The organism is Limnohabitans sp. Rim8 (genome assembly GCF_945901735.1).
Classification (GTDB): Bacteria; Pseudomonadota; Gammaproteobacteria; order Burkholderiales; family Burkholderiaceae_C; genus Limnohabitans_A.
Genome location: NZ_CAMDLM010000004.1, coordinates 38576 through 59961, shown reverse-complemented (window position 1 = coordinate 59961; position 21386 = coordinate 38576). Strand labels below are relative to the sequence as shown.

Genomic DNA, 21386 nt, shown 5'->3' with positions numbered 1-21386 from the left:
TACCTTATTGTCCAATTTGCTCTAAAGCCATGCTGGGTTTCAATGCTATTTTTTGTATTTTCCCTGCTGCATTTTTTGGCAACTCAACGACGATATAAATACGCTTTGGTTTTTTAAATCCCAGTTCTTGACGACCGAAATCCATTAGATTTTTGGCATGGCCTAGATGGGCCTTGTTCATCACCACATACGCGACGACCGCCTGACCCCACTCAAGATCAGCTTCGCCAATCACGGCGGCTTGCTCAACGCCTGGGAATTGATAAAGGATATCTTCTACTTCTCTGGGGGCTATGTTGTAGCCGCCACTGATGATCATCTCATCTTTTCTACCCAGCAAATAGACAAATCCATGCTCATCAATTCGACCCATGTCTTTGGTCTTGAGCCACCCATTTTGGATCGTTTCTTGAGTCAAATCATCGCGCTTCCAATACCCCGACATCATGTGAGGTCCTTTCAAAGCCAACTCACCGATACCACCCTTTTCTACATCCTTCATGTGATCATCGACGATCCGCATTTCAACAGGTGCCCAAGGGCGCCCTGCTGAAAGCAGGCGTTGCGGAAAAGGTGGATTGGCTATGTGTTCTTCGCTTGGAAGAATGGTCAAAGTGACTGGACATTCACTTTGGCCATAAATTTGAACCAACTTGTTGGGACCAAAAATTTCAATCGCTGACTTGAGCGGTTCGTTGGGCATTGGGCTTGCGCCGTATATCATGTACCGCAGATGGGGTAATTTTATTTTCTTGGCATCTGGCAACAATAAAATTCTTTGAAGCATCGTGGGAATTAATTTAATCACTTCCACTTGATATTTGATTGCCAAATCAATCAATTGAACAGGATCAAAATGACGCATGATGATGCAGCATCCTCCCTTCATGTATTGTGGCAACACAAAAAATCCTGCGCCATGGCTCAAGGGTTGCATCAATAATATTTTTTCATTTGCTGCAATAGGGCCCAACTCCATCAATAAATTAAATGAAGTTTGAAGAATGGATCGATGCGAGAGCATCACGCCCTTAGGTTTTCCCGTTGTACCTGATGTGTAAAAAAAACAATAAATATCTTCGCCATCAACAATAATGCCAGGGGCGTGTGATTCAGCTGAATTTAGAAAGCTTTCATAATTATGGCTGCCTTCTAAATCGGTAGGGCTCGTTTCTTTTGCACGAATTTTGATTTGTACGAGTGGCGTCTCTTGAGTAGACTCTATGATGGCTTGATCAAATGAAGCACCATAGATGATGCATTTGGCATCGCTGTCTTGAAAAATATAAGCAGCCTCTCGTGGGGTTAATTTTGGATTGAGAGATACTCGAACGAGCCCAGCCTTGGCAAGGGCAAAATCAATTTCTATACATCGAATCGAATTCTCAATCCAAGTGGCCACCCGATCGCCTTGATGAAGGCCATTTGCTAAAAGTGCATTTGCCAAGCGATTGCTTTGCTCATCCAATTGAGCATAAGTCATCGTTTCATCATCACATCTGGCAGCTATATTATCTTTATAGAGTAAAGCTGACTTGTACAGCTGATCGGCAACATTCATTCTATTATTCCAATCCAACTGCGTAGATAAATCCAACCCGGCCATCGGCTCGATGATGAAGTTTGAATGTCAAGGGCATGCCAACACGGAGTTGTGTGCCTGGTTTGACATCCAATGGCGCAAAGGTATGCGGGCCCTCAGCAGTTTCAATTTGTCCAATGAAATACGGCGCTTCAAACCCCTCGGTGGAATGTAGAACCTCAGAAGATTGCCCCAGTGTTGCTTTTTGTCCTATACAAACAGTCTCTAATTCGCGATAGCCGCATTTGGGGCAAGCAGCCACTTCTAACAACACAATTTGTTGACATTCAGGGCAATGTGAGCCTTTGAGCCCTGGCGCGCCGGGAGCTTCGCCTTCGACAAAGAACAGGGAAGGATTGGTTTTTTCCATGATCGATCTTTATGTGGTTTTTTCTAAGATGTGAATGCTGCTAACAGCCGGATCTTGATCAATCCATCCACCTGAGTTGTGAGCCATGGCTATGCGTGCACCTTGTACTTGTCGAGCGCCTGCATCACCTCTCAACTGCAAAGTCAATTCAATTAATTGCGCTACGCCTGTTGCACCTACAGGGTGTCCACGAGAATTTAAGCCACCGCTGGTGTTGACGGGTAATCTTCCACCAATGGCACTGGCTTTTTCTGCAACAAATTTGCCAACATCACCGTGCGCGCACAAACCCAATTCTCTGTAATGCATCAATTCTGCTGGTGAAACTGCATCATGTACCTCGACCAAATCCAAGTCTTGAGGACCCACAGAGGCTTGGTCATAAGCTTTGTTGGCCGCCACTGTGGGGCCAGGCGTGCTGTCAGGTGTGAGTCGCCAAGGTGATGAAGCCATGGCGCTCGCACGCACGCGAACGCCACCGCGTGATGGTTTGCGTGAGAGCACCAATGCGGCAGCGCCATCAGAAATGGCACTGCACATGAGCAACCGAATGGGGTCTGCAATCATGCGCGATGTTTGAACTTGTTCGATGGTCAATGGTTTGCGGTATTGGGCTATCGGATTGCTCAAAGCATGGTCGTGATTTTTAACGGTGACCCAAGCGAAATCATCTTCGCCCAAAGTCTCTTCTGCCATCATTTCACGCACGCGAATGGCATCTAACGCAGAAAATTGCAATCCAATATTGCTCATCACTTCGGTATCGGCAGAATTGGCAAGTGCTGCCAATGTGCGGCTTGTATCGCCGACAAACATTTTTTCGGCACCCACGACCAACACGGTGTCGTAGTTGCCACTGGCGATAGCCATGCAAGCCATGTGAACCGCAGTGGAACCACTGGCGCATGCGTTTTCAACATTCATGATGGGCACACCGCCCAAACCAATGCCCCTTAACCAAGTTTCGCCACGAATGGACTCTTGTCCATTGAGTAAACCTGCATAGGCATTGGCGCAAAAGGCAGCTTGTATATCTTTGACCTGAATTTGTGCATCGTCCAAAGCCGAAAGGGCAGCTGTGGCTGCCAAGGTCTTGAGCGTTTTTTCTGGAAACCGCCCAAAGGGGTGATAGCCCACGCCATTGATAAAAACATCATGACCTTTCATTTTGACTCCTGGTAGGTGCGATGGTTGGCTACGCCAGCTTGAATAAAATCAATGATTGCTTTGAGACTTGAGCCAGGTGTAAAAATACCAGTAACGCCCATGCCATTGAGTTCCAAGCGCGATGGTTCAGGAACAATGCCACCCACGACCAGCACAACATCTTCTAATTGTTGAGCCTTCAAGGCTTCAACGACACGGCGTGTCAAAGGCACCACAGCGCCCGACAAAATGGAGAGGCCTAAAACGTCCGCATCTTCTTCCAAAACAATGCGTGCAATTTCTTCAGGTGTTCTGCGAAGACCAGCATAGATCACTTCCATGCCTGCATCTCGTAAGGCCTGCGCAATGACTTTCACGCCACGATCATGACCATCCAGTCCTACTTTTGTCAGGACCACTCGAATTGGCCGCTGACCAACTGCTGCTTGTTTGTTCGTCATTAAAACCTCACCGATTCAGGAACATAAACACCAAAAACTTCGCGCCACACGTCTGCGATTTCACCTATGGTTGCATAGGCTTTTACACACTCCAATGTGGCAGGCATGATGTTGCGCTTTGCCAGGCAATCTTCCTTTAAGCGTTGCAATCCTTTGGCAACTGCATCAGCATCTCTGCTTGCGCGCACTTGTTTAAGTTTTGCAATTTGCCTTTCGGCCGCGCCAGGATCAACTTTGAAAGTCGGTACAGGTTGCCCTTCTTCTGATTGAAAACGATTGACACCCACAACCACTTGTTCGCCACTTTCCACGGCGCACTGCTCTCGGTATGCACCTTGGGCCAATGCGCGTTGGAAGAAGCCATCTTTTACAGCGACCAATGACCCCCCCATCTTGTCAACCTGAGCAATGATGGCGTCAATCCGTTTTTCGTATTCAATCGTGAGGTTTTCTAAATAATAAGAACCACCCAAAGGGTCGACTGTGTCTGGAATTCCTGTTTCAAATGCAATGATTTGATTGGCCCTGATGGATGTGCGTGCTGCTTCTTGCGTGGGTATACCCAGCGCTTCGTCAAAAGAGGCGGTTCGAGTTTGCTCACAACCACCTAAGATTTGTGCGAGTGCTTGTAAAGTAATGCGCGCAATGTTGTTCAGTGGTTGTTGCGCTGTCAATGGTCGGCCAGATGTTGCCGCATGCAATCGAAAGTGTTGTGCCTTGGCCGTAGTGCCTCCAAAACGCTCACGTACCAATCTGGCCCAGACTTTTCGAACTGCACGGTATTTGGCAACTTCTTCAAAGAAATCCATTTCGGTGCAAAAATGCAATTCGATCACATGGCCAAAGTCATCGATCTTCATGCCGCGCGCCAAACAGCTCTCTACATATGTAATGCCATTGCAAATGGTGAAGGCTGCTTCTTGCACGCACGTTGCACCAGCTTGCTTCATGTGAGAGCCGGAAATGGAAATAGGCAACCATTCTGGTGCAGCGGTTCGACAATACTCGATCATGTCAGTGGTTAATTTCACTGCCGATTCAATAGGTAAAAATTGTGTGCCGCGGGCTATGTACTCTTTGATCGGATCATTTTGCAATTGAACAATACAGTCAGCAGTAGGTGTACCTCGCTTTTCATAGAGTGCCAACAACCATGCACAAACAATAGGACCAATGCAATTAGCGGTTGAAAAAATATGTCCAACCTGATCAAGCGGTATGCCATCAAACACTCGCTCTACATCGTCCAATGAGGTTAAAGCAACACCAATTTGACCCACTTCATCCCTGGCCATCAAATGGTCCGAGTCATACCCAACTTGAGTTGGCAAATCGAGTGCAATTGAAATGCCGCCTGTACTGCCCTGCGACATCAAATAGCGATAGCGCTCATTGGCTTCTTCAGCAGAACCAAATCCAGCATACATCTCCATTTTCCAAAGGTGTTGGCGATAGCCCCCTGGTGTGAAGCCGCGCGTATAAGGCGCTTGACCTGGATAGCCTACGTCACGCTGATAGTCCCAACCCGATTTTTGCAAATGCTCAGGGGTATACAGCGTATCAACGGGAATACCGCTTGAACTTTCAAACGATTTCTTTCGAGAGTTTTGTAGATCTTGGGAGTGCTCTGATAGCCAATGATCGTATGTCTGCGGGAGCGATTTAGAGGAAGTCGACATGTTCAGAGCCTTAATCCGGAGTTATTCCAGCTTGTTTAATGATTCTTTCCATGCGGCTGTAATCATTTCGATGGACAGCACCAAATTCATCGCTACCAATCTGACGGGGAATAAAGCCAGTTTCACGAATTTTTTCTTGTGCATCGGCTCTACCCATTATTTTCACAATTTCATTACTCAGTCTCGTCACAATTTCTTTGGGCGTTTTGGCGGGCACAAAGAAACCAGCCCATGTGGCGTGCTCCATGGGTAAACCGGCTTCTGCCATCGTGGGCACTTCAGGAGCCAGACCATGTCGATTAACGCTGGTTACCGCTAATGGTCGAAGTTTGCCCGATTTGATCAAAGGAAGGCTTGGTCCTAATGGTTCGCATACCAATTGGATCCGATCTGCTGCCAAATCAATCAGGGATTGAGGGGTTCCTTTGTAAGGAACTTTGACAATTTGTATGCCAGCGGCTGCATTGAACATTTCACCGCACAACAAGGCAGCGCTAGAGCCAAATCCATAGCTGAGTTTGCCTGGATTTGCTTTTGCAGCACCGATCAAATCTTTCAAAGAATTGTAGTTAGAACTGGCAGGAACCAGCATCGCAAATTCTATTGTTCCTAATATTGAGACAGGTAGAAAATCTTTTAAAGGATCAACGGTAGGATTCTTGTACATGAAATTATTGGCGGCCATGGTGGTGGTTGAACCAACCAATATCGTATAACCATCAGGAGCAGCCTTAGATGCAAAGTCTACGCCCACAACACCGTTGGCTCCCAATTTATTTTCAATAATGACTTGTTGTCCCAAAGCTTCAGATAAATAATTAGCGACAACGCGAGAAGCGATGTCAGTGCCGCCACCAGGTGCCAAAGGAACAACCATTCGAATGGGTTTATTGGGCCAAGCTTGAGCCCACGAATTTGTTGCGCCCAAAATAGCACAGGCCATCGCACTAACCAACATCAAGCGCTTTGTAATTTTTTTCATGTCAACTCCTTATTTCGTTACTTGAAACTTCGAATCTTTTACTGTTTTTGCCCATCGAGCAGTGTCAGCTGCAATTCGTTTTGTAAATTGTTCTTGCGATTCAATGATGGGGTCGTAAGACATGTCCGCCAATCGTGCACGCACTTCAGGTGAACCGGTAATCTTGTTCACTTCCGAGTGCAACAAGTCAACAATGGCTTTGGGTGTACCGGGTGGCGCAAACATGGCAACCCAAGTTTCAACCACATAATCCTTGAACCCTGCTTCTTGCAGTGTAGGCAAGTCTGGGAAAACACTCGATCGTTTAGCAGCGGTTACGGCCAAAGGACGAATTCTTCCATTTTTGATGTGTTGAACAGCTAAAAACGGATCGAAAATGACTTCAATCTCGTTGCCTAAAAATGCGGTTACTTGTGGTGCCGTTCCTTTGTATGGAATAGCCGTCATGTTGACACCTCCGATGAATTTAAACATTTCACCGGCCAAATGTGTAAATGTTGAACCTGCAGCATAGTTGAGTTTGTCGGGATTGGCCTTAGCATAGGCAATTAACTCTTGTACATTTTTAATGGGTAAATTAGGCTGAACGCCTAAGACACAACTCAAATTAGCCATCACAACCACTGGTATCAAATCTTTGATGGGATCAAATGGTAATTTGTACAAAGCAGGATTCATCACAATGGGGCTAGATGGAACCATGCCCAAGATATACCCATCAGGTGCAGATTTGGCAATCTGATCGGTACCCAAAATGCCATCGGCACCTTGCTTGTTTTCAACCACAAACGATTGGCCCAAACTTTTGGTCAATCGCTCAGCCACCAAACGCGCCAAAATATCAGTTCCAGATCCTGCTGAAAATGGAACAATGATGCGAACCGGTCGATTGGGGTAATTGGCCTGCGCAAAACTCAATAGGCTGGTAAAGCTTAAAAGCAGACCCAGAAAAATAGATCCCCAAACACGTACAAGCTTTTGGGATTGCTGATTGAAGTTCATGGTGCAATTTCCTTTTGAGATGATTGACGTAACAGTTGAGAAAACTCCGAATGTGTCGCTTGCGACGGGAAAAAAGCATCAGCCAATTCACGGGCTGTTCCCAGTGGATCGTGCCTGTCACTTATTAACTCTTTTTCCATTCTTATTTTTACTGCTGGTGCTTGGATTTGATGCGCAAGACGTTCCAATACCAATTGCTTTATGTAATCGTTCATGCGTTTCATCACATGGACATGGTTGCGTTTTTCGTAACCTCCATCCAATTGCATAAAGGCAAAATGTGCTTGCAATTGTTCACATGCTTGAACAATCCCTTTGCCCTCAATAGCGATTGTTGAAACCACGGGTGGATGCCAGTGGGCTTGCAGATTTGTGAATTGGTTCAAGCCCTCATGCATGTGTGCATTTTTTTCAGAAAGTAACAAGGCTTGCTGTAGCATCAGTACAGCATCATCAGCCCCAGGCTTGTCGGCTTTGTTCACGATCAGCACGTCAGCTATTTCCATGACACCTGCTTTTTGAGCTTGAATATCGTCTCCTAAGCCTGGGGCATGAATCAGCACAATGGTGTGGGCAACATTCAAAATAGCCAACTCTGACTGCCCCGCCCCAACGGTTTCAATCAACACAATATCAAAGCCTGCTGTACTGACCACGCGCGTGAGGTCTGAAACGCAAGTAGCAAGTCCACCTTGACCGCCACGCGAAGCTACACTGCGGAAAAATATATTCGGGTGCTGTTGTCCGCCATTGTCTCGAATGCGGTCTCCCAATAAAGCACCACCACTGATCGGACTTGAGGGATCGACTGCCAGCACTGCAACACGATGGCCTTGATTGGCAAAGTATTTGGCCATGTGGGGTACGAGCGAACTTTTTCCAGCACCACCGACACCGGTGATGCCGATCACCCAAGGCGCTTTGGCGAGGGCATATACTTTTTCTAAAAGCTCACTCGATTGTGGCGTTTGTGATTCAACCCACGATATAGCTCTGGACAAAGCACGAATTTTCCCGCTTTGCATATCAGCAATTAAACGATGAACTTCAGTGGTTACCAAGCGGCCTCCAACAATTGCATCACTTCTGATTCGGTGGCTAATCGGGGGTTGAAATACAACCCCCGATCGGACATGGCATTTTTGGCCAGTTGTGGAATCAAGGATCGATCCAATCCTGCTTCTTTGAGTCCTTGAGGTATACCCAATGTCAATTGCAATTTTTCAACGGCAGTGATCGCTTGAAGCGCTGCTTCTTTTGTTGAAAGTTGGTGTGTGTCCACACCCATTGCCGTTGCAACCTTGGCCAAATAGTCTGTGGCCGCATCCAAATTAAATCGCATGGCATGTGGCAAGAAAACAGAATTAGCCACGCCGTGTGATAAACCGCCCAATGCACCCAGGCCATGACAAATGCCGTGGTGAATGCCTACACGCGCATTGCTAATGACCATACCACTCAAGTAAGCACCAATGAGTCCCAAGTTCCGTGCATCTTTGTCTTGCGGTGAAGTTTGAATTCGAGGCAAGGCTTCTTTTAAATAGGCAATTCCTTGAACAGCAAGCGCCTCAGAAATAGGATTTCTAACTTTCGAATACATGCCCTCAATGCAATGAGCCAATGCATTCATCCCTGTTGTTGTGAAAATTTCAGCAGGTACATCAGTGCACGATTCTCCGTCCAGCAAAATGAAGCGTGGAACTACCAATGGATCCCAAAAAACCAACTTGTGTCCATGAGGATCGCGGATGCCCAAACCAGGCGTTACCTCTGCAGCAGAAAGACTCAGTGGAATAGCAATGATTGGAAGTTTGGGGTGAATTAAATGCTGTTGCACATATCGATCGGGAGGATAAAAAACATTGGCATGGTCTTTTAACTTTCCCCCTTCCGCCAGCAAAATAGCCGCCGCTTTAGCGCTGTCTGAACAACTTCCGCCGCCTACTGAAACGAATCCATCGATCTTGTGAAGTTGAGCCAACTTCACAATTTCTTCGATGATGTCAACTCCCGAGTGTTGAGTTACTTTTGTATATTGGCATGCAATTTTTTTGCCTAGCACTTTAACTACCGTGCGAGCAGCAATTCCTTGTGAAGCACGTTGACTTGAGATCAACATCACACGATCGCTGCCCATGGTTTGTATGCAGGCATCAATTTTAGAGAGACATCCAATATCCGAAATAACCATCGACCTTGAAGTCTGAAATTGAAAAGCTTGTGGTATGGCCATTACATTACTTTCAAGAGGCTGAGCGTAAGTCGCGACGAAGATGTCGGTCTATGGCATCACGCATTAATTGCAAATATTCTTGTTGCCTCGAACGAATCTCTTTGGCCCATCCGCCAATACCGAGCGCTAATGGAAGGCCACTCAACTCGAGTGGCAGTGGCATTCCAATGAGTCCGGCACCTGGTGTCACGCCACGCAATACAACGGCATAACCCTTGATGCGGATGGCTGCCAATTCGCGTTGCAATGCCGCGTTGCTGATTCGCCCCTCAGTGGCAAAAGGACCATCGTTGTGGCGCATGACCAGAAGATTGATTTTTTCTTGTGGCATGGACGAAAGTAAAACTCTGCCGAGTCCTGAGGCCAATAAAGGACGCATCGTTCCTGGTCCTACATGCATTCGCATGGTTGTAGTCGCTGGCACGACATGAACGTATTGCGCTTGGTCTCGCGTGGGTGCGGCCAAAATAATTGTCTCTCCGGTTTCATTACCGAGATCCGACATCATGCGCATGATCTCGGCACCAGGTGTCAACAGTGGCTCAAGCCAAGCGCCTAAGGCAGTGACACGCGGCGTTGGAAAATAAGTGCGTTGATCAGGCCCATGTCGTAAATAACCCATCTCTAACAGGTTGGCCAAGAGCATAGATGTACTGGAAAGGGGATAACCCAACTCACGCGCAATTTCGCCGACCGATGCCTCGCGTTGAAGTCGATCAAACAACTCCAACACCCCAAGCACCCGGATAGCTGATTTGACTGCTCGTGCCATCACCTTAGATTTCCATAAAAAACCATCAGGCTGAAAAGCTTCGATGGTGTGAAATAAGTGTATGTTTTCCAAGTCTCAACTGCACATTCAGCGTAGCAGCATTTGCATATGTGATAGGGAGCAATCCCTTTGAGGGATTACCCTTAAGCCGCCATGAAGATTTTGAAACTGGCCCATAGACAGATGGACAAGCGCTTCAAATGGCAAGGAATTCGGCCCGAACAAGTTTCACCACTGGACCGTTTGAGCTTCATTGGCCACCGTGGCATGGGTGCGCTCACCTACGAGCCTGACACACAGGGTGATGTCCTGCCCGACACGGTGGATTTGGTGGCGCTGGCCAACGAAACTGCTCTGGTCTTGCAGGGCGCAGAGACCGAAACTTTGCAACGCTTGGCCTGGTTGGGTGGCTCTCCGCAGGGCGCCCGGCCCAAAGTACTTGTGTTTTACGATCCGGCTACGGCTCGCATCAGCACAACACCCATGACCGCCGGGGCAGGCTGGATGGTCAAGTTTCAGGCCATGGGCGAGCACAAAGAAGTCTGTGCCATAGAGGCGTTTTATGCACAACTGGCCAGAGCTTGCGGTTTGGATATGCCCGACACGCATGTGTTTGATTTGAGTGCCAAACAGGCTGCACTGGGCATTGAGCGCTTCGATCTGGCGCAAGGTCAACGCGTCCCGATTCATTCGTTGGCTGGTTTCTTGCACGCCGACTTCAGAATTCCCTCGGCAGTGGATTACACGACTTTTTTAAGGGCCACACGCATGATCACGCGCGATGAGCGCGAGGTACAAAAAGCGTTTGAGCGCGCTGTCTTCAATGTGCTGTTCCACAACCGGGATGACCACCCGAAAAATTTGGCTTTCCGCATGGACGCGCAACGCCAGTGGAAGCTGGCGCCTTGTTTTGACCTGACGTACAGCCAGGGTCCCGGTGGTGAGCACCAGATGGATGTTTGTGGTGAGGGTTTGAACATCCAGCGCAGCCATGTGATGCAATTGGCGCAGACCGGCGGGCTCGATCAGCGTTGGGCCGCTCAGCGGCTCGATGGCATGCTGGGCGTGATGGACCAGTGGGCTGATTTGATCAGTGGTTTCGACATTCGCCGGTCCACCGCTCAAACCCTCCTTCAGGAGGTACAAAAGCAACGGTCACGCTTGTCTTGACAGCCCCGAATGTGGATGTGCTGCAAAGTCGCAGAACGTCCAAACACTGAACCGTAAATGAACCTCATCAAAAAAACCCCTGCAAGTTGCCCTGCAAGGGTTGGCATTTTGGGCCGTAGGTCACCCAAGCAGTGCAAGACTCAACCGGGCCGAATCTGTGCCTTGATTACAACCTCTTTCCAGCGTGCCTGTTCACGGGCCACAAAGGCGGCGTATTCGCTGGAGGGGCCGCCACCAGGGATGGCGCTTTCGGCGGCGTTTTGGGCCATGACTTCAGGCGACTTCACGGCTTTGGCGCACTCTTGTTGCAGCTTCAAGAGAATTTCTGGCGGTGTGCCTGCGCGGGCATGGATGCCATACCACTGCACGGTTTCAAAGTCCTTGAAGCCCAACTCCTGCACCGTGGGTACGTCTGGCAAAACCGGGATGCGTTCGGTGGTGCCCACAGCAATGCAGCGCAGGACGCCGCTTTTGATGTGTGGCAAGAGCGCTGGTGTACCTGCGGACATCAGTTGAATACGCCCCGCAAGTACGTCGTTCAAGGCGGGGCCTGTGCCGCGGTAGGGGATGTGGGTGATGAACATCCCGGTGGCCAGCTTGAGCGCTTCCATGGCCAAGTGGCCCGCGCTGGCGTTGCCTGCAGAAGCGTAGTTAAGCTGACCCGGACGGGACTTGACGTAGGCAATCAAGGATTTCATGTCGGTGGCCGGCACGTCTTTGTGCACCACAAACAGGCTGGGCACGCGTGACAGCAGGGTCACGGGCACAAAGTCCTTGTTCACGTCGTAACCGCTGTCGGGGTAGATGAGGGGGTTGACCGCCATCAGGCCAATGTGGCTCATGATGATGGTATAGCCGTCGGCCGGGGCGCGGTGGAGCTCTTGCATGGCCGGCACACCGCCGCCGCCGCCTTTGTTGTCGATGACAAAGGAGGCGCCCAATTGTTTGGTCAGCTGGGCCGCAATGCCGCGGGCCACGATGCTGGAGGTCCCGCCAGATGCGAAGGGGATGATCCAGCGAATGGGCTTGCTGGGCCAGGCGGATTGGGCATGGCCCGAGACGCCAGTAGCCGCCAGGCCAGCCGCGCCCATCCATTTGAGGTAATCACGGCGGGGAATGAGAGGGGATTGGGGATCTTGCATGTCTCTGGACTCGTGGTGTAAAAATTGAACCCGTATCTAACCAAAAAATAAGAAGTCGTTGAAGCGGGTTATTACGTATCAAGGTTTCGCGCGGCGGCGAAACAGTCGCCAAAGTGTCGGAGCTACCAGCAGCAACACCGAGATCGCCATCAAGCTGCCCGACAGAGGGCGGGTGAAAAAGGTCGACCATTCGCCTTGGCTGATGGTCAGGGCCTGGCGCATGGATTGTTCGGCCATGGGGGCCAGGATCAGGCCCACGATGAGGGGCGCGGCCGGGAAGTCAAAGCGCCGCATCAGATACCCCAGCAGGCCAAAGACAAACAGCAGGCCGACGTTGAACACCGAATTGCCTGCGCCATAAACGCCAGCGGTGGAGATGACGATGATGCCCGCGTACAGCCAGGGCGGCGGGATCTTGAGCAGTTTGACCCACAGACTGACCAGCGGCAGGTTGAGCACCAGCAAGATCACGTTGCCGATGTAGAGGCTGGCGATCAGGGTCCAGACCAGGCCGCCTTGTTGGCTGAAGAGTTGCGGGCCGGTTTGAATGCCGTAGCCCTCAAAGGCCGAAAGCATGATGGCCGCGGTGGCCGACGTGGGGATGCCCAGGGTCAGCAGTGGCATCAGCACGCCCGCAGCGGCCGCGTTGTTGGCGGCTTCTGGACCCGCCACACCTTCGATCGCGCCGTGGCCAAATTCTTCGGGGTGTTTGGAGAGTTTTTTCTCGGTGTAGTACGACAACAGCGTGGGCAGCTCGGCCCCGCCCGCTGGCATGGCGCCGATGGGAAAACCATAAAAAGCGCCACGCAGCCAGGCTTTCCACGAGCGGGCCCAGTCCTTTTTGCTCATCCACAGGCTGCCCGAGAGTTTCATGACTTCGCCGCCTTTGGACTCGCGCCCTTGCCAGGCCAGGTAAAGCGCTTCGCCCACCGCAAACAGGCCTACCGCGGCCACGGTGACTTCGATGCCATCGAGCAGTTCGGGGCGGCCAAAGGTGAAGCGGGGTTGGCCCGTTTGCAGGTCGATGCCGACCATGCCCAGCAGCAAGCCCAGGCTGAGGGCCACCAGGCCGCGCAGCATGGAGTTGCCCAGCACGGCTGATACCGCCACCAGCGACAGCACCATGAGGCTGAAGTATTCGGCGGGGCCAAAGGCCAGCGCCGCGTCGACCACCAAGGGGGCAAAAAAGGTGAGCGCCAGGGTGCCGATGGTACCGGCCACAAAACTGCCAATGGCCGCTGTCGCCAGGGCCTGTCCGGCGCGGCCGTTTCTGGCCATTTTGTTGCCTTCGAGCGCGGTGACCACGGCCGCTGATTCGCCGGGGGTGTTGAGCAAGATGGAGGTGGTGGAGCCGCCATAGGCCGCGCCGTAATAAATGCCCGCGAACATGACGAACATGCTGGTGGCGGGCACATGGTAGGTCAGGGGCAGCAGCAAAGCGATGGTCAGCGCCGGGCCAATGCCTGGCAGCACGCCCACCAGCGTGCCGATAAAGCAGCCCACAAAGCCCCACAACAAGGTGGTGGGTTGCAAGGCAATGGCAAAGCCGCCCATCAGGGCGTCAAAAGCTTCCATGGGGTTTCCGTTGGGGTTAAGCGATGAGCGTTCGGGGTTGAGCGTTCAGGATTCAGGCTTGGGCCTTCCTGAAGAGGGCGTGTTTCAAAACAACCAGGGCAAAGCCGAGCCCAGCCCTACGCCCAGAAGGCGGGCAAAGACAAACCAGAACACGCTGGCGATCAGGCCGCAAATGAGCAGCGACTTGCCGTTGAAGGGCGCGTCAAACGCACGCGCAATGCACATGCCGCACAGCGTACCCGGCAGCACAAAACCCAGTGGAATGACCAGCGTGATGAAGGCCACCCCACCGCCCAGCAAGCTGAGCATCCGGGTGGTCGCGCCGGGCAGGGCTTCTTGCCCTGCGTCCTGGCTCAGGTCCACTTGGCGACCGCGCCAGGCGCTCCAGCCGTAGAGCAGCGCCACCAGTGTGAGCGCTGCCACGATGGCGGCTGGGGCCAGCACCGGGCCCACGGTCATCTGCATCAGGGATGGCGGAATGACCGTGACCTGCCAGGCCGCCACGCCGCACACGGCCAACAGCAAAAGAGCCAGGCGCACAGGCGTCATGCCAGGCCCAGTTCTTTCATCAGCACTTCCTTGTCGGCAATGTCTTTGGCCAGATCGCGCTCAAATGGGCGCTCGGTCATGAAGGCGTTGGTCCACTTGCGGGTTTCGAGCTCTTGCTTCCAAGCGGCCGATTGGCTCAGCCGGGTGACAAAGTCAACCAAGTTGTTGCGCTGCGCGTCGCTGATGCCAGGGGCTGCAAACACACCGCGCCAGTTGGATTCGGACACGTTGATGCCCAGTTCGCTCAAAGTTGGGACGTTGACGCCGGGAATGCGGCTTTTGCCCGAGACGGCCAGAGGGATCATCTTGCCGGCTTTGATTTGCTCTTCAAACTCGGAGTAGCCGGAAATGCCCGCCACCACCTGGTTGCCCAAAATGGCCGCATTGGCGGGGCCACCACCCGCAAAGGCCACGTAAGCGGCTTCACGCGGGTTTTTGCCCAGCGCTTTGATCAACATGCCCAAAATCAAGTGGTCTGTGCCGCCAGCGCTGCCACCGGCCACCGAGACGGCTTTGGGGTTGGCTTTGATGGCCGCTTCGAGTTCTTTCCAGGTTTTGATCTTGCCCGCTGCAGGCACCACGATGACGCCAGCCTCTTCGGTCAGGCGCGCAATGGGGGTGACGTTTTTGATGGTCACCGGGCTCTTGTTGGCGATGCCCGCGCCGATCATGACCGAGCCGCCCACCATCAGGATGTTGCCCTGACCTTTGCGCTGGTTCACGAAGCGGGGCAAGCCCACCATGCCACCGGCGCCGCCGACGTTTTCAAACTGCATGTTGCCCACCAGGCCAGCGGCCTTGGCCGCGCGTTCGATCGAGCGGGCGGTGCCATCCCAGCCGCCGCCGGGGGCAGCGGGCACGAACATGTTGAGCGTGTCAAACAGGGGTTTGCCTTGTGCCCAAGTGGGCAGGGCCATGGAAGCACCAGCGGCAGCGCCGAGGGCCAGGAAGTCGCGTTTGGAAATGGACATGCAGGTCTCCTGTGTGAAAATCAAAAAGCCACTGCCGGGCACGTGCCTTGGGCAGATGGCACGATTTTGGTGCCGAGCCAAGCGTCAAGCTGTCAAGCACCTGTCAAATCCATTCAGTGAATACCCTCAAGCATCCGATGACCCCGCGAATTTTGTTGGTGGAGGACACGCCCGACATTGCCCTGTGGCTGGGCACCGCCTTGCGCCAGGGCGGCATGGCGGTGGACTTTGCCACCGATGGCCATGCGGCCGAGCGCTGCCTTCAGCCGGGGCACGGCTTTGATGCGGTGCTGCTCGATTTGCAGCTGCCGGGGCCAGACGGCCTGAGCGTGTTGCAAGCCTTGCGTGCGCGGGGCGATGCGGTGCCGGTGCTGATTTTGACGGCGCGTGCCAGCGTGCCGGACCGGGTGCTGGGCCTGAACATGGGCGCCGACGACTACTTGCCCAAGCCCTTTGATTTGAGCGAGCTCGAAGCGCGCTTGCAGGTCTTGCTGCGCCGCCATGGCCGCGCCAAAACCACGGCCCTGCGCTGGGGGCCGCTGGAGATGCAGCCCGAAAACGGCACCGCACAACTGCACGGCCAGGTGCTGGCTTTGACACAACGCGAAGCCGCTGCGCTGCGCGTGTTGCTGTCTTCGCCGCAGCGCACCGTGAGCAAAGAGCAACTGCACAGCGAGGTGTTTGCCGAGGAGGCCGCCGGCCTGGACGCGGTGGAGGTGCTGATTTACCGCCTGCGCAAAAAACTTGAATCTTCTGCGGCATCCCACGGGAGGCCAGCCGAAGTGGTGATCACCACCTTTCGCGGCATGGGCTACATGCTGACTTCGCCTTCGGGCAGCGCATGACAGACACGCCAGCGCATCCGGTCCGCGCCGTGGCGTCGCTGCGCAGGCGCTTGCTCAGCTGGATTTTGCTGCCGCTGGCCGCATTGATCGGCGTCAACGCCTGGGTGGGCTATGGCAACGCGGTGCAGGCGGCCAACGAGGCCTATGACAGATCCCTGTACCTGGCTGCGCGCACCTTGGCTGAAGAGCTGGCTTGGCGCGATGGTCTCCTGCAGCTGGACGTGATGAAGGCCGCAGGTTACTTGTTTGAAAACCACACCGGCTCGCGTTTGTTTTACAAAGTCTCCACCCCTGGCGGCCGTTGGCTGGCGGGGGTAGAGGCTTTGCCCGATGCGCCTGTGCGCACGCAGTCGGCCGTGAAGTACTTTGCTTTGGTGCAGTTTGACGATGGGGTGTACCTGAACCAGCCCGTGCGCCTGGCGCAGCTCACGCACGTCATGGAGGACGCGGGCCTGAGCGAGCCGCTGATCAAGATCACCGTGGCCGAAACCATGGAGGCGCGTCAGCAATTGATTCAACACATTTTGTGGGACACCCTGGGCAGCCAGGGCTTGTTGCTGTTGGCGGCTGCAATTTTGGTGGTCTGGGGTGTACAGCGCGGCATCAGGCCGCTGGAGGCGTTTCGCCAACAATTGGTGAACAAGGCCGACGACGACTTTTCTCCCATTCAGCCGCCGGACTTGCCACGCGAGTTGCGGCCCCTGATCGAGACCCTCAACAGCTACCTGGACCGCCTGGGGCGTTTGATCGACATCCGCAAGCGCTTTTTGGACAACGCCGCGCACCAGTTGCGCACGCCCCTCACGGCCCTCAAAACGCAGCTGGCGCTGGCCCAGCGCAATGCCGAGCCCGAGCAGGCGCAGGCCTTGCTGTCTGCGGCCAGGCAAACCACCGACGACGCTGTGCGCCTGACCGAACAGCTGCTGGCCATGACGCGGGTCGAGCATGCCCGCGAAATGCACAGCCCACAGACGGTGGACCTGGTGGCGCTGGCGCGGCGCGTGACGCAAGAGCATTTGATGCGTGCCCATCAGCTGGGCGATGACCTTGGGCTAGAGGCCCAGGTGGTGCGTTGTGAGGTGCAAGGCGTTGACCTGTTGCTGCACGAGGCCTTGAGCAACCTGATCGACAACGCCATTCACCACGGTCCTGCGGGCACACACATCACGGTGCGGGTCGGGGACCGTTGGCTTGAAGTGGAGGACGATGGCCCGGGCATCGCGCCTGAGCACCAGGCCCATGTGTTCGAGCGCTTTTACCGCGCCGCGCCCTCGGGTGTTGCGGGCAGTGGTTTGGGCCTGGCCATTGTGAAAGAAATCGCGAGCCAGCATGGGGCGCAAGTCAGTGCGCGCAGTCCTCTTGCCGATGGGCGCGGCACAGCCATTCGCCTGAGTTGGTCTGCAGCCTGAGTCGGTCAATCTGCGCAGATTGACTTTTGATGGATTCGGCGCGATGAACCCTTGCAGACCCGCCCCTTCAGGTGTAACGCTTGCTGCTCAGGTTTTTCTTCATGTCGCGCAGCGCAGGTTGCAGCGCTTCACCAATCCGCAGGGCCACTGTGGTGGCCAAGATGTCGATGATCAGCAGGTGCAGCAACCGCGAGACCATGGGGCTGTATTTGTCGTAGCCCTCGGGGTGATCGGCCGTGAGGTGGATGTGCCCGGCGCTGGCCAGGGGTGAGCCGCTGGCGGTGATGACGATGGTGGTGGCGCCTTGTTTTTTGGCGATGTCGCAGGCATCCATCAGGTCGCGGGTGCGGCCCGAGTTGGAGATGATCACCGCACAGTCGCCCGGTTTGAGCATGGAGGCGCTCATGACTTGCATGTGGCCGTCGCTGTAGGCGATGGCGTTGACGCCCAGACGGAAGAATTTGTGCTGTGCGTCTTGCGCCACGATGCCCGAATTGCCCACGCCATAAAACTCAATGCGGCGGTTGGTCTTTTGCGTGCCGGCCAGGGCTTGGGCGGCGTGATCCAGTGCAAAGGAACTGGCGTCGTTGCGGTACTTCAAAAACGCGGCCACGGTGTTGTCGATGACTTTGACCGCAATGTCGCTGGTCTTGTCGTCGGCGTCCACACTGCGGTGGATGAAGGGCACGCCTTCGCTGACACTGCCGGCCAGTTTGAGTTTGAAGTCGGACAGGCCGTCGTAGCCCACGCTGCGGCAAAAGCGCACCACGGTGGGTTTGCTCACATGGGCGCGCTCGGCCAGCTCGGTCACAGGCAGTTTGGCAAAGGCACGCGGGTCGGCCAGCACCAGTTTGCCCACGCGTTGCTCGGCTGGGGCCAGCGAGGGCAGGGAGGCTTTGATTCGGTCGAGCATGGTGGAATTCCTTTTAGCTTTCTTCAGACCAGCAAAAGCCGTCGCGGGCGATCATGGCGCTGGCGGCGCTGGGGCCCCAGGTGCCGGCGGCATAGGGGCGCGGGCCGGTGGGGTCGTTTTTCCAGTGTTGGAGGATGGGCTCGACCCAGCGCCAAGCTTCTTCTTGTTCGTCGCTGCGCACAAACAGGTTCAGGCGGCCGTCCAGCACATCCAGCAGCAAGCGCTCGTAAGCGCCCACGCGTTCGCTGCCAAAGCGTTTGTCAAAGTCCAGGTCCAGGTGCACCGGGCTGAGCGTTGCACCGCCGCTGCCTTGGCCGCGTTTGCTTTGGCCTTGGGCAAACAGGTGCAACTCCAGCCCGTCTTTGGGTTGCAGGTGGATCACCAATTTGTTCACCTGGCCCACCGGGCTTTTGAAAATTTCGTGCGGGGTGGGGCGGAAATTGATGTTGATGTGCGCCTCGCGCGAGGCCATGCGCTTGCCGGTGCGGATGTAAAACGGCACGCCCGCCCAGCGCCAGTTGGCGATTTCGGTGCGCAGAGCCACAAAGGTTTCGGTGCTGCTTTGCGGGTCTACACCCGGCTCATCGGGGTAGCCGGGCACCGCTTTGCCTTCGGTGTTGCCCGTGCTGTACTGGCCGCGAATGACGTGCTGGCCCAGGGTCTCGGGTGTCCAGCGCTTCAAGGCGCGCAACACTTTGAGTTTCTCGTCGCGGATGGCGTCGGCGTGTGCGTTGATGGGTGGCTCCATGGCGATGGCACACAGCAGCTGGAGTGCGTGGTTTTGCACCATGTCACGCAAGGCGCCGGTGGTCTCATAAAAGCCGCCGCGTTTTTCTACGCCCAGTTCTTCGGACATGGTGATCTGGATGTTGGCGATGTGCTCGCGCCGCCACAGGGGCTCAAACAAGGCGTTGCCAAAGCGCATGGCAAACAGGTTTTGTACCGCGGGCTTGCCCAGGTAGTGGTCGATGCGAAAGATTTGTTGCTCTTTGAAAGCGCGGCCCACCGCCTCGTTGATCAATCGGTTGGAGGCCAGGTCGTGGCCCAGCGGTTTCTCCAGCACGATGCGGGTTTGGGGCGTGTTCAGACCGTTGGCAGCGAGTTGTTCGCACACAGTGGTGAACAGGCTGGGTGCGGTGGACAAATACATCACCACATGGTCGGTGTCGCGCTCGGCCAGACGACTGGCCAATGCGGCGTAGGCTTCGGGCTGGGACAAGTCCATGCGCACGTAGCACAGCAGGCTGGCAAAACGGGCAAATTCTTCAGGGTTGGGCCGTTTGTCGCCTTCGACTTGCTCAAAGCGTGACTGGATTCGTTGCCGGTATTGCTCGTCGCTCAGGTCGTCGCGGCCCACGCCGATGATGCGACCGCCTTCGGGTAAGGTGTCGTGTCGAAAAGCCTGGAGCAGCGCCGGCATGAGTTTGCGCCAGACCAGATCGCCCGTGCCGCCGAAGAAAACCAGATCAAAAGCCATGTTGTTCTTGAGTTACATAAAAAATTGATTTGTAATGTAACTTTGTTTCATCAATAATTCAAGTCTGTTTTAAAAATCCCCCATGAACCAACTCGACGCCCTCAAACAATTCACCACCGTGGTGGCCGATACCGGCGACTTCAAGCAGTTGGCGCAGTTCCAGCCACAAGATGCGACGACCAACCCATCGCTGATCTTGAAGGCCGTGCAAAAGCCCGAATACGCGCCCCTGCTGGCCGAGGCCGTGGCCGCTCACCGGGGCCAGCCACTGGACGTGGTGATGGACCACCTGCTGGTGCGTTTTGGCTGTGAAATTCTGAAGACCATTCCCGGCCGCGTGTCGACCGAAGTCGATGCCCGTTTGAGTTTTGACACCACCGCCACCTTGACGCGGGCGCGCCGCATCATGGCGCTGTACGAGGCGAAAGGCATCCCCCGCGAGCGCGTGCTGATCAAGATCGCCTCGACCTGGGAAGGCATTCAGGCGGCGGCCGAACTGGAGCGCGAAGGCATTCGATGCAACCTGACGCTGCTGTTTGCGTTTTGCCAGGCGGTGGCCTGTGGTCAAGCCAAGGTGCAACTGATCTCGCCCTTTGTGGGCCGCATTTACGACTGGACCAAAAAGTCCGCAGGTGCCGCCTGGGACGAAGCGGCGATGTCAGGCGCGAACGACCCCGGCGTGCAGTCGGTGCGGGCCATCTTCAACCATTACAAAAAGCACGGCATCACCACCGAAGTCATGGGCGCGTCGTTTCGCAATGTCGGTCAGATCGTGGCCTTGGCCGGGTGTGATTTGTTGACCATCAGCCCCGAGCTGCTGGCACAGCTGGCCGCGACCGATCTGCCGCTGAGCCAGGCGCTCAACGCGGCAGCGGCGCAGGGCATGGACTTGCCTGCTGTGCAGTATGACGAAGCCATTTTTCGCTTGGCGCTCAATGAAGACGCCATGGCCACCGAGAAGCTGGCCGAAGGCATTCGCGCCTTTTGCGCCGATGCCGTGAAACTTGAAGAATTGATGAAGAAAGCTTGAAACACGATTCTGCCTTGTAGGTCGTGCCTTCAGGTCCGACGGGACGTGGGTGCGCCGTGGCCGTGGGGCATGTCGTTT

Annotated in this window: 20 protein-coding genes; 4 read left to right on the top strand and 16 right to left on the bottom strand. The window is 54.4% G+C overall.

What is annotated here, in order from left to right:
• Positions 1 to 4: 4 nt before the first annotated feature.
• Genes Q0O99_RS03325 through Q0O99_RS03280 form a run of 10 tightly spaced genes read right to left on the bottom strand, consistent with a single transcriptional unit; the run spans position 5 to position 10299 of the window.
• Complete coding sequence (locus Q0O99_RS03325; protein WP_293748527.1) at positions 5 to 1561, bottom strand: AMP-binding protein; 1557 nt, start codon at positions 1559 to 1561, stop codon at positions 5 to 7.
• Positions 1562 to 1565: 4 nt separating this feature from the next.
• Complete coding sequence (locus tag Q0O99_RS03320; protein ID WP_293748525.1) at positions 1566 to 1952, bottom strand: hypothetical protein; 387 nt, start codon at positions 1950 to 1952, stop codon at positions 1566 to 1568.
• A 9-nt stretch (positions 1953 to 1961) separates the two neighbouring features.
• Positions 1962 to 3119, bottom strand: a complete 1158-nt coding sequence (locus Q0O99_RS03315) for a thiolase family protein (protein ID WP_293748523.1) — start codon at positions 3117 to 3119, stop codon at positions 1962 to 1964.
• Complete coding sequence (locus Q0O99_RS03310) at positions 3116 to 3559, bottom strand: cobalamin B12-binding domain-containing protein (RefSeq protein WP_293748521.1); 444 nt, start codon at positions 3557 to 3559, stop codon at positions 3116 to 3118. The genes Q0O99_RS03315 and Q0O99_RS03310 overlap by 4 nt, the downstream gene beginning before the upstream one ends.
• Complete coding sequence (locus Q0O99_RS03305) at positions 3559 to 5238, bottom strand: methylmalonyl-CoA mutase (RefSeq protein ID WP_293748519.1); 1680 nt, start codon at positions 5236 to 5238, stop codon at positions 3559 to 3561. Before Q0O99_RS03305 ends, Q0O99_RS03310 begins: the two co-directional genes overlap by 1 nt.
• Positions 5239 to 5248: 10 nt before the next feature.
• Positions 5249 to 6220 (bottom strand): tripartite tricarboxylate transporter substrate binding protein, encoded by a 972-nt coding sequence (locus Q0O99_RS03300; protein ID WP_293748517.1) that lies wholly within the window; start codon positions 6218 to 6220, stop codon positions 5249 to 5251.
• Positions 6221 to 6229: 9 nt separating this feature from the next.
• Positions 6230 to 7222 carry a tripartite tricarboxylate transporter substrate binding protein gene (locus tag Q0O99_RS03295; RefSeq protein WP_293748515.1) on the bottom strand — a complete coding sequence of 331 codons (993 nt, stop codon included), beginning with the start codon at positions 7220 to 7222 and terminating at the stop codon, positions 6230 to 6232.
• Complete coding sequence (meaB, locus tag Q0O99_RS03290; RefSeq protein ID WP_293748513.1) at positions 7219 to 8283, bottom strand: methylmalonyl Co-A mutase-associated GTPase MeaB; 1065 nt, start codon at positions 8281 to 8283, stop codon at positions 7219 to 7221. Before meaB ends, Q0O99_RS03295 begins: the two co-directional genes overlap by 4 nt.
• Positions 8277 to 9455 carry an iron-containing alcohol dehydrogenase family protein gene (locus Q0O99_RS03285; protein WP_293748511.1) on the bottom strand — a complete coding sequence of 393 codons (1179 nt, stop codon included), beginning with the start codon at positions 9453 to 9455 and terminating at the stop codon, positions 8277 to 8279. Before Q0O99_RS03285 ends, meaB begins: the two co-directional genes overlap by 7 nt.
• A gap of 10 nt (positions 9456 to 9465) precedes the next feature.
• Positions 9466 to 10299, bottom strand: a complete 834-nt coding sequence (locus Q0O99_RS03280) for an IclR family transcriptional regulator (RefSeq protein WP_293748509.1) — start codon at positions 10297 to 10299, stop codon at positions 9466 to 9468.
• Between the two features lie 81 nt (positions 10300 to 10380).
• Here Q0O99_RS03280 and Q0O99_RS03275 point away from each other — a divergent pair, with 81 nt between their 5' ends.
• Positions 10381 to 11397 (top strand): type II toxin-antitoxin system HipA family toxin, encoded by a 1017-nt coding sequence (locus Q0O99_RS03275; protein WP_293748507.1) that lies wholly within the window; start codon positions 10381 to 10383, stop codon positions 11395 to 11397.
• A gap of 140 nt (positions 11398 to 11537) precedes the next feature.
• On the opposite strand, the gene Q0O99_RS03270 is transcribed toward Q0O99_RS03275, so the two are convergent.
• The 4 genes from Q0O99_RS03270 to Q0O99_RS03255 all read right to left on the bottom strand — a co-directional run bounded on the left by Q0O99_RS03270 (position 11538) and on the right by Q0O99_RS03255 (position 15634).
• Positions 11538 to 12539, bottom strand: a complete 1002-nt coding sequence (locus Q0O99_RS03270) for a tripartite tricarboxylate transporter substrate binding protein (RefSeq protein WP_293748505.1) — start codon at positions 12537 to 12539, stop codon at positions 11538 to 11540.
• Between the two features lie 78 nt (positions 12540 to 12617).
• Positions 12618 to 14114, bottom strand: a complete 1497-nt coding sequence (locus tag Q0O99_RS03265; protein WP_293748503.1) for a tripartite tricarboxylate transporter permease — start codon at positions 14112 to 14114, stop codon at positions 12618 to 12620.
• 84 nt (positions 14115 to 14198) lie between these two features.
• Positions 14199 to 14663, bottom strand: a complete 465-nt coding sequence (locus Q0O99_RS03260) for a tripartite tricarboxylate transporter TctB family protein (protein WP_293748501.1) — start codon at positions 14661 to 14663, stop codon at positions 14199 to 14201.
• Positions 14660 to 15634, bottom strand: coding sequence for a tripartite tricarboxylate transporter substrate binding protein (locus Q0O99_RS03255; RefSeq protein WP_293748499.1), 975 nt, complete (start codon positions 15632 to 15634; stop codon positions 14660 to 14662). The genes Q0O99_RS03260 and Q0O99_RS03255 overlap by 4 nt, the downstream gene beginning before the upstream one ends.
• 137 nt (positions 15635 to 15771) lie before the next feature.
• Here Q0O99_RS03255 and Q0O99_RS03250 point away from each other — a divergent pair, with 137 nt between their 5' ends.
• Positions 15772 to 16479, top strand: a complete 708-nt coding sequence (locus tag Q0O99_RS03250; protein ID WP_293748497.1) for a response regulator transcription factor — start codon at positions 15772 to 15774, stop codon at positions 16477 to 16479.
• Positions 16476 to 17888, top strand: a complete 1413-nt coding sequence (locus tag Q0O99_RS03245) for a sensor histidine kinase (RefSeq protein ID WP_293748495.1) — start codon at positions 16476 to 16478, stop codon at positions 17886 to 17888. Before Q0O99_RS03250 ends, Q0O99_RS03245 begins: the two co-directional genes overlap by 4 nt.
• Positions 17889 to 17955: 67 nt before the next feature.
• Here Q0O99_RS03245 and Q0O99_RS03240 read toward each other — a convergent pair whose 3' ends face one another.
• Together Q0O99_RS03240 and zwf are read right to left on the bottom strand one after the other, a co-directional pair.
• Entirely contained in the window at positions 17956 to 18801 is an 846-nt protein-coding gene (locus Q0O99_RS03240) for a MurR/RpiR family transcriptional regulator (protein ID WP_293748493.1), read from the bottom strand.
• A gap of 13 nt (positions 18802 to 18814) precedes the next feature.
• On the bottom strand, positions 18815 to 20278 hold the full coding sequence (gene zwf, locus Q0O99_RS03235; protein WP_293748492.1) for a glucose-6-phosphate dehydrogenase: 1464 nt from the start codon (positions 20276 to 20278) through the stop codon (positions 18815 to 18817).
• 82 nt (positions 20279 to 20360) lie between these two features.
• Here zwf and tal point away from each other — a divergent pair, with 82 nt between their 5' ends.
• The gene (gene tal, locus Q0O99_RS03230) at positions 20361 to 21308 is read left to right on the top strand and encodes a transaldolase (protein WP_293748491.1); all 948 of its coding nucleotides are present in this window, start codon (positions 20361 to 20363) and stop codon (positions 21306 to 21308) included.
• The last annotated feature ends 78 nt before the right edge of the window (positions 21309 to 21386 follow it).

What these genes read in the sequence shown, in the direction of transcription:
- Q0O99_RS03325 (WP_293748527.1), bottom strand. Translation starts at nt 1,561, where the DNA reads ATGAATGTTGCCGATCAGCTGTACAAGTCAGCTTTACTCTATAAAGAT.
- Q0O99_RS03320 (WP_293748525.1), bottom strand. Translation starts at nt 1,952, where the DNA reads ATGGAAAAAACCAATCCTTCCCTGTTCTTTGTCGAAGGCGAAGCTCCC.
- Q0O99_RS03315 (WP_293748523.1), bottom strand. Translation starts at nt 3,119, where the DNA reads ATGAAAGGTCATGATGTTTTTATCAATGGCGTGGGCTATCACCCCTTT.
- Q0O99_RS03310 (WP_293748521.1), bottom strand. Translation starts at nt 3,559, where the DNA reads ATGACGAACAAACAAGCAGCAGTTGGTCAGCGGCCAATTCGAGTGGTC.
- Q0O99_RS03305 (WP_293748519.1), bottom strand. Translation starts at nt 5,238, where the DNA reads ATGTCGACTTCCTCTAAATCGCTCCCGCAGACATACGATCATTGGCTA.
- Q0O99_RS03300 (WP_293748517.1), bottom strand. Translation starts at nt 6,220, where the DNA reads ATGAAAAAAATTACAAAGCGCTTGATGTTGGTTAGTGCGATGGCCTGT.
- Q0O99_RS03295 (WP_293748515.1), bottom strand. Translation starts at nt 7,222, where the DNA reads ATGAACTTCAATCAGCAATCCCAAAAGCTTGTACGTGTTTGGGGATCT.
- Q0O99_RS03285 (WP_293748511.1), bottom strand. Translation starts at nt 9,455, where the DNA reads ATGGCCATACCACAAGCTTTTCAATTTCAGACTTCAAGGTCGATGGTT.
- Q0O99_RS03275 (WP_293748507.1), top strand. Translation starts at nt 10,381, where the DNA reads ATGAAGATTTTGAAACTGGCCCATAGACAGATGGACAAGCGCTTCAAA.
- Q0O99_RS03270 (WP_293748505.1), bottom strand. Translation starts at nt 12,539, where the DNA reads ATGCAAGATCCCCAATCCCCTCTCATTCCCCGCCGTGATTACCTCAAA.
- Q0O99_RS03265 (WP_293748503.1), bottom strand. Translation starts at nt 14,114, where the DNA reads ATGGAAGCTTTTGACGCCCTGATGGGCGGCTTTGCCATTGCCTTGCAA.
- Q0O99_RS03260 (WP_293748501.1), bottom strand. Translation starts at nt 14,663, where the DNA reads ATGACGCCTGTGCGCCTGGCTCTTTTGCTGTTGGCCGTGTGCGGCGTG.
- Q0O99_RS03255 (WP_293748499.1), bottom strand. Translation starts at nt 15,634, where the DNA reads ATGTCCATTTCCAAACGCGACTTCCTGGCCCTCGGCGCTGCCGCTGGT.
- Q0O99_RS03250 (WP_293748497.1), top strand. Translation starts at nt 15,772, where the DNA reads ATGACCCCGCGAATTTTGTTGGTGGAGGACACGCCCGACATTGCCCTG.
- Q0O99_RS03245 (WP_293748495.1), top strand. Translation starts at nt 16,476, where the DNA reads ATGACAGACACGCCAGCGCATCCGGTCCGCGCCGTGGCGTCGCTGCGC.
- Q0O99_RS03240 (WP_293748493.1), bottom strand. Translation starts at nt 18,801, where the DNA reads ATGCTCGACCGAATCAAAGCCTCCCTGCCCTCGCTGGCCCCAGCCGAG.
- zwf (WP_293748492.1), bottom strand. Translation starts at nt 20,278, where the DNA reads ATGGCTTTTGATCTGGTTTTCTTCGGCGGCACGGGCGATCTGGTCTGG.
- tal (WP_293748491.1), top strand. Translation starts at nt 20,361, where the DNA reads ATGAACCAACTCGACGCCCTCAAACAATTCACCACCGTGGTGGCCGAT.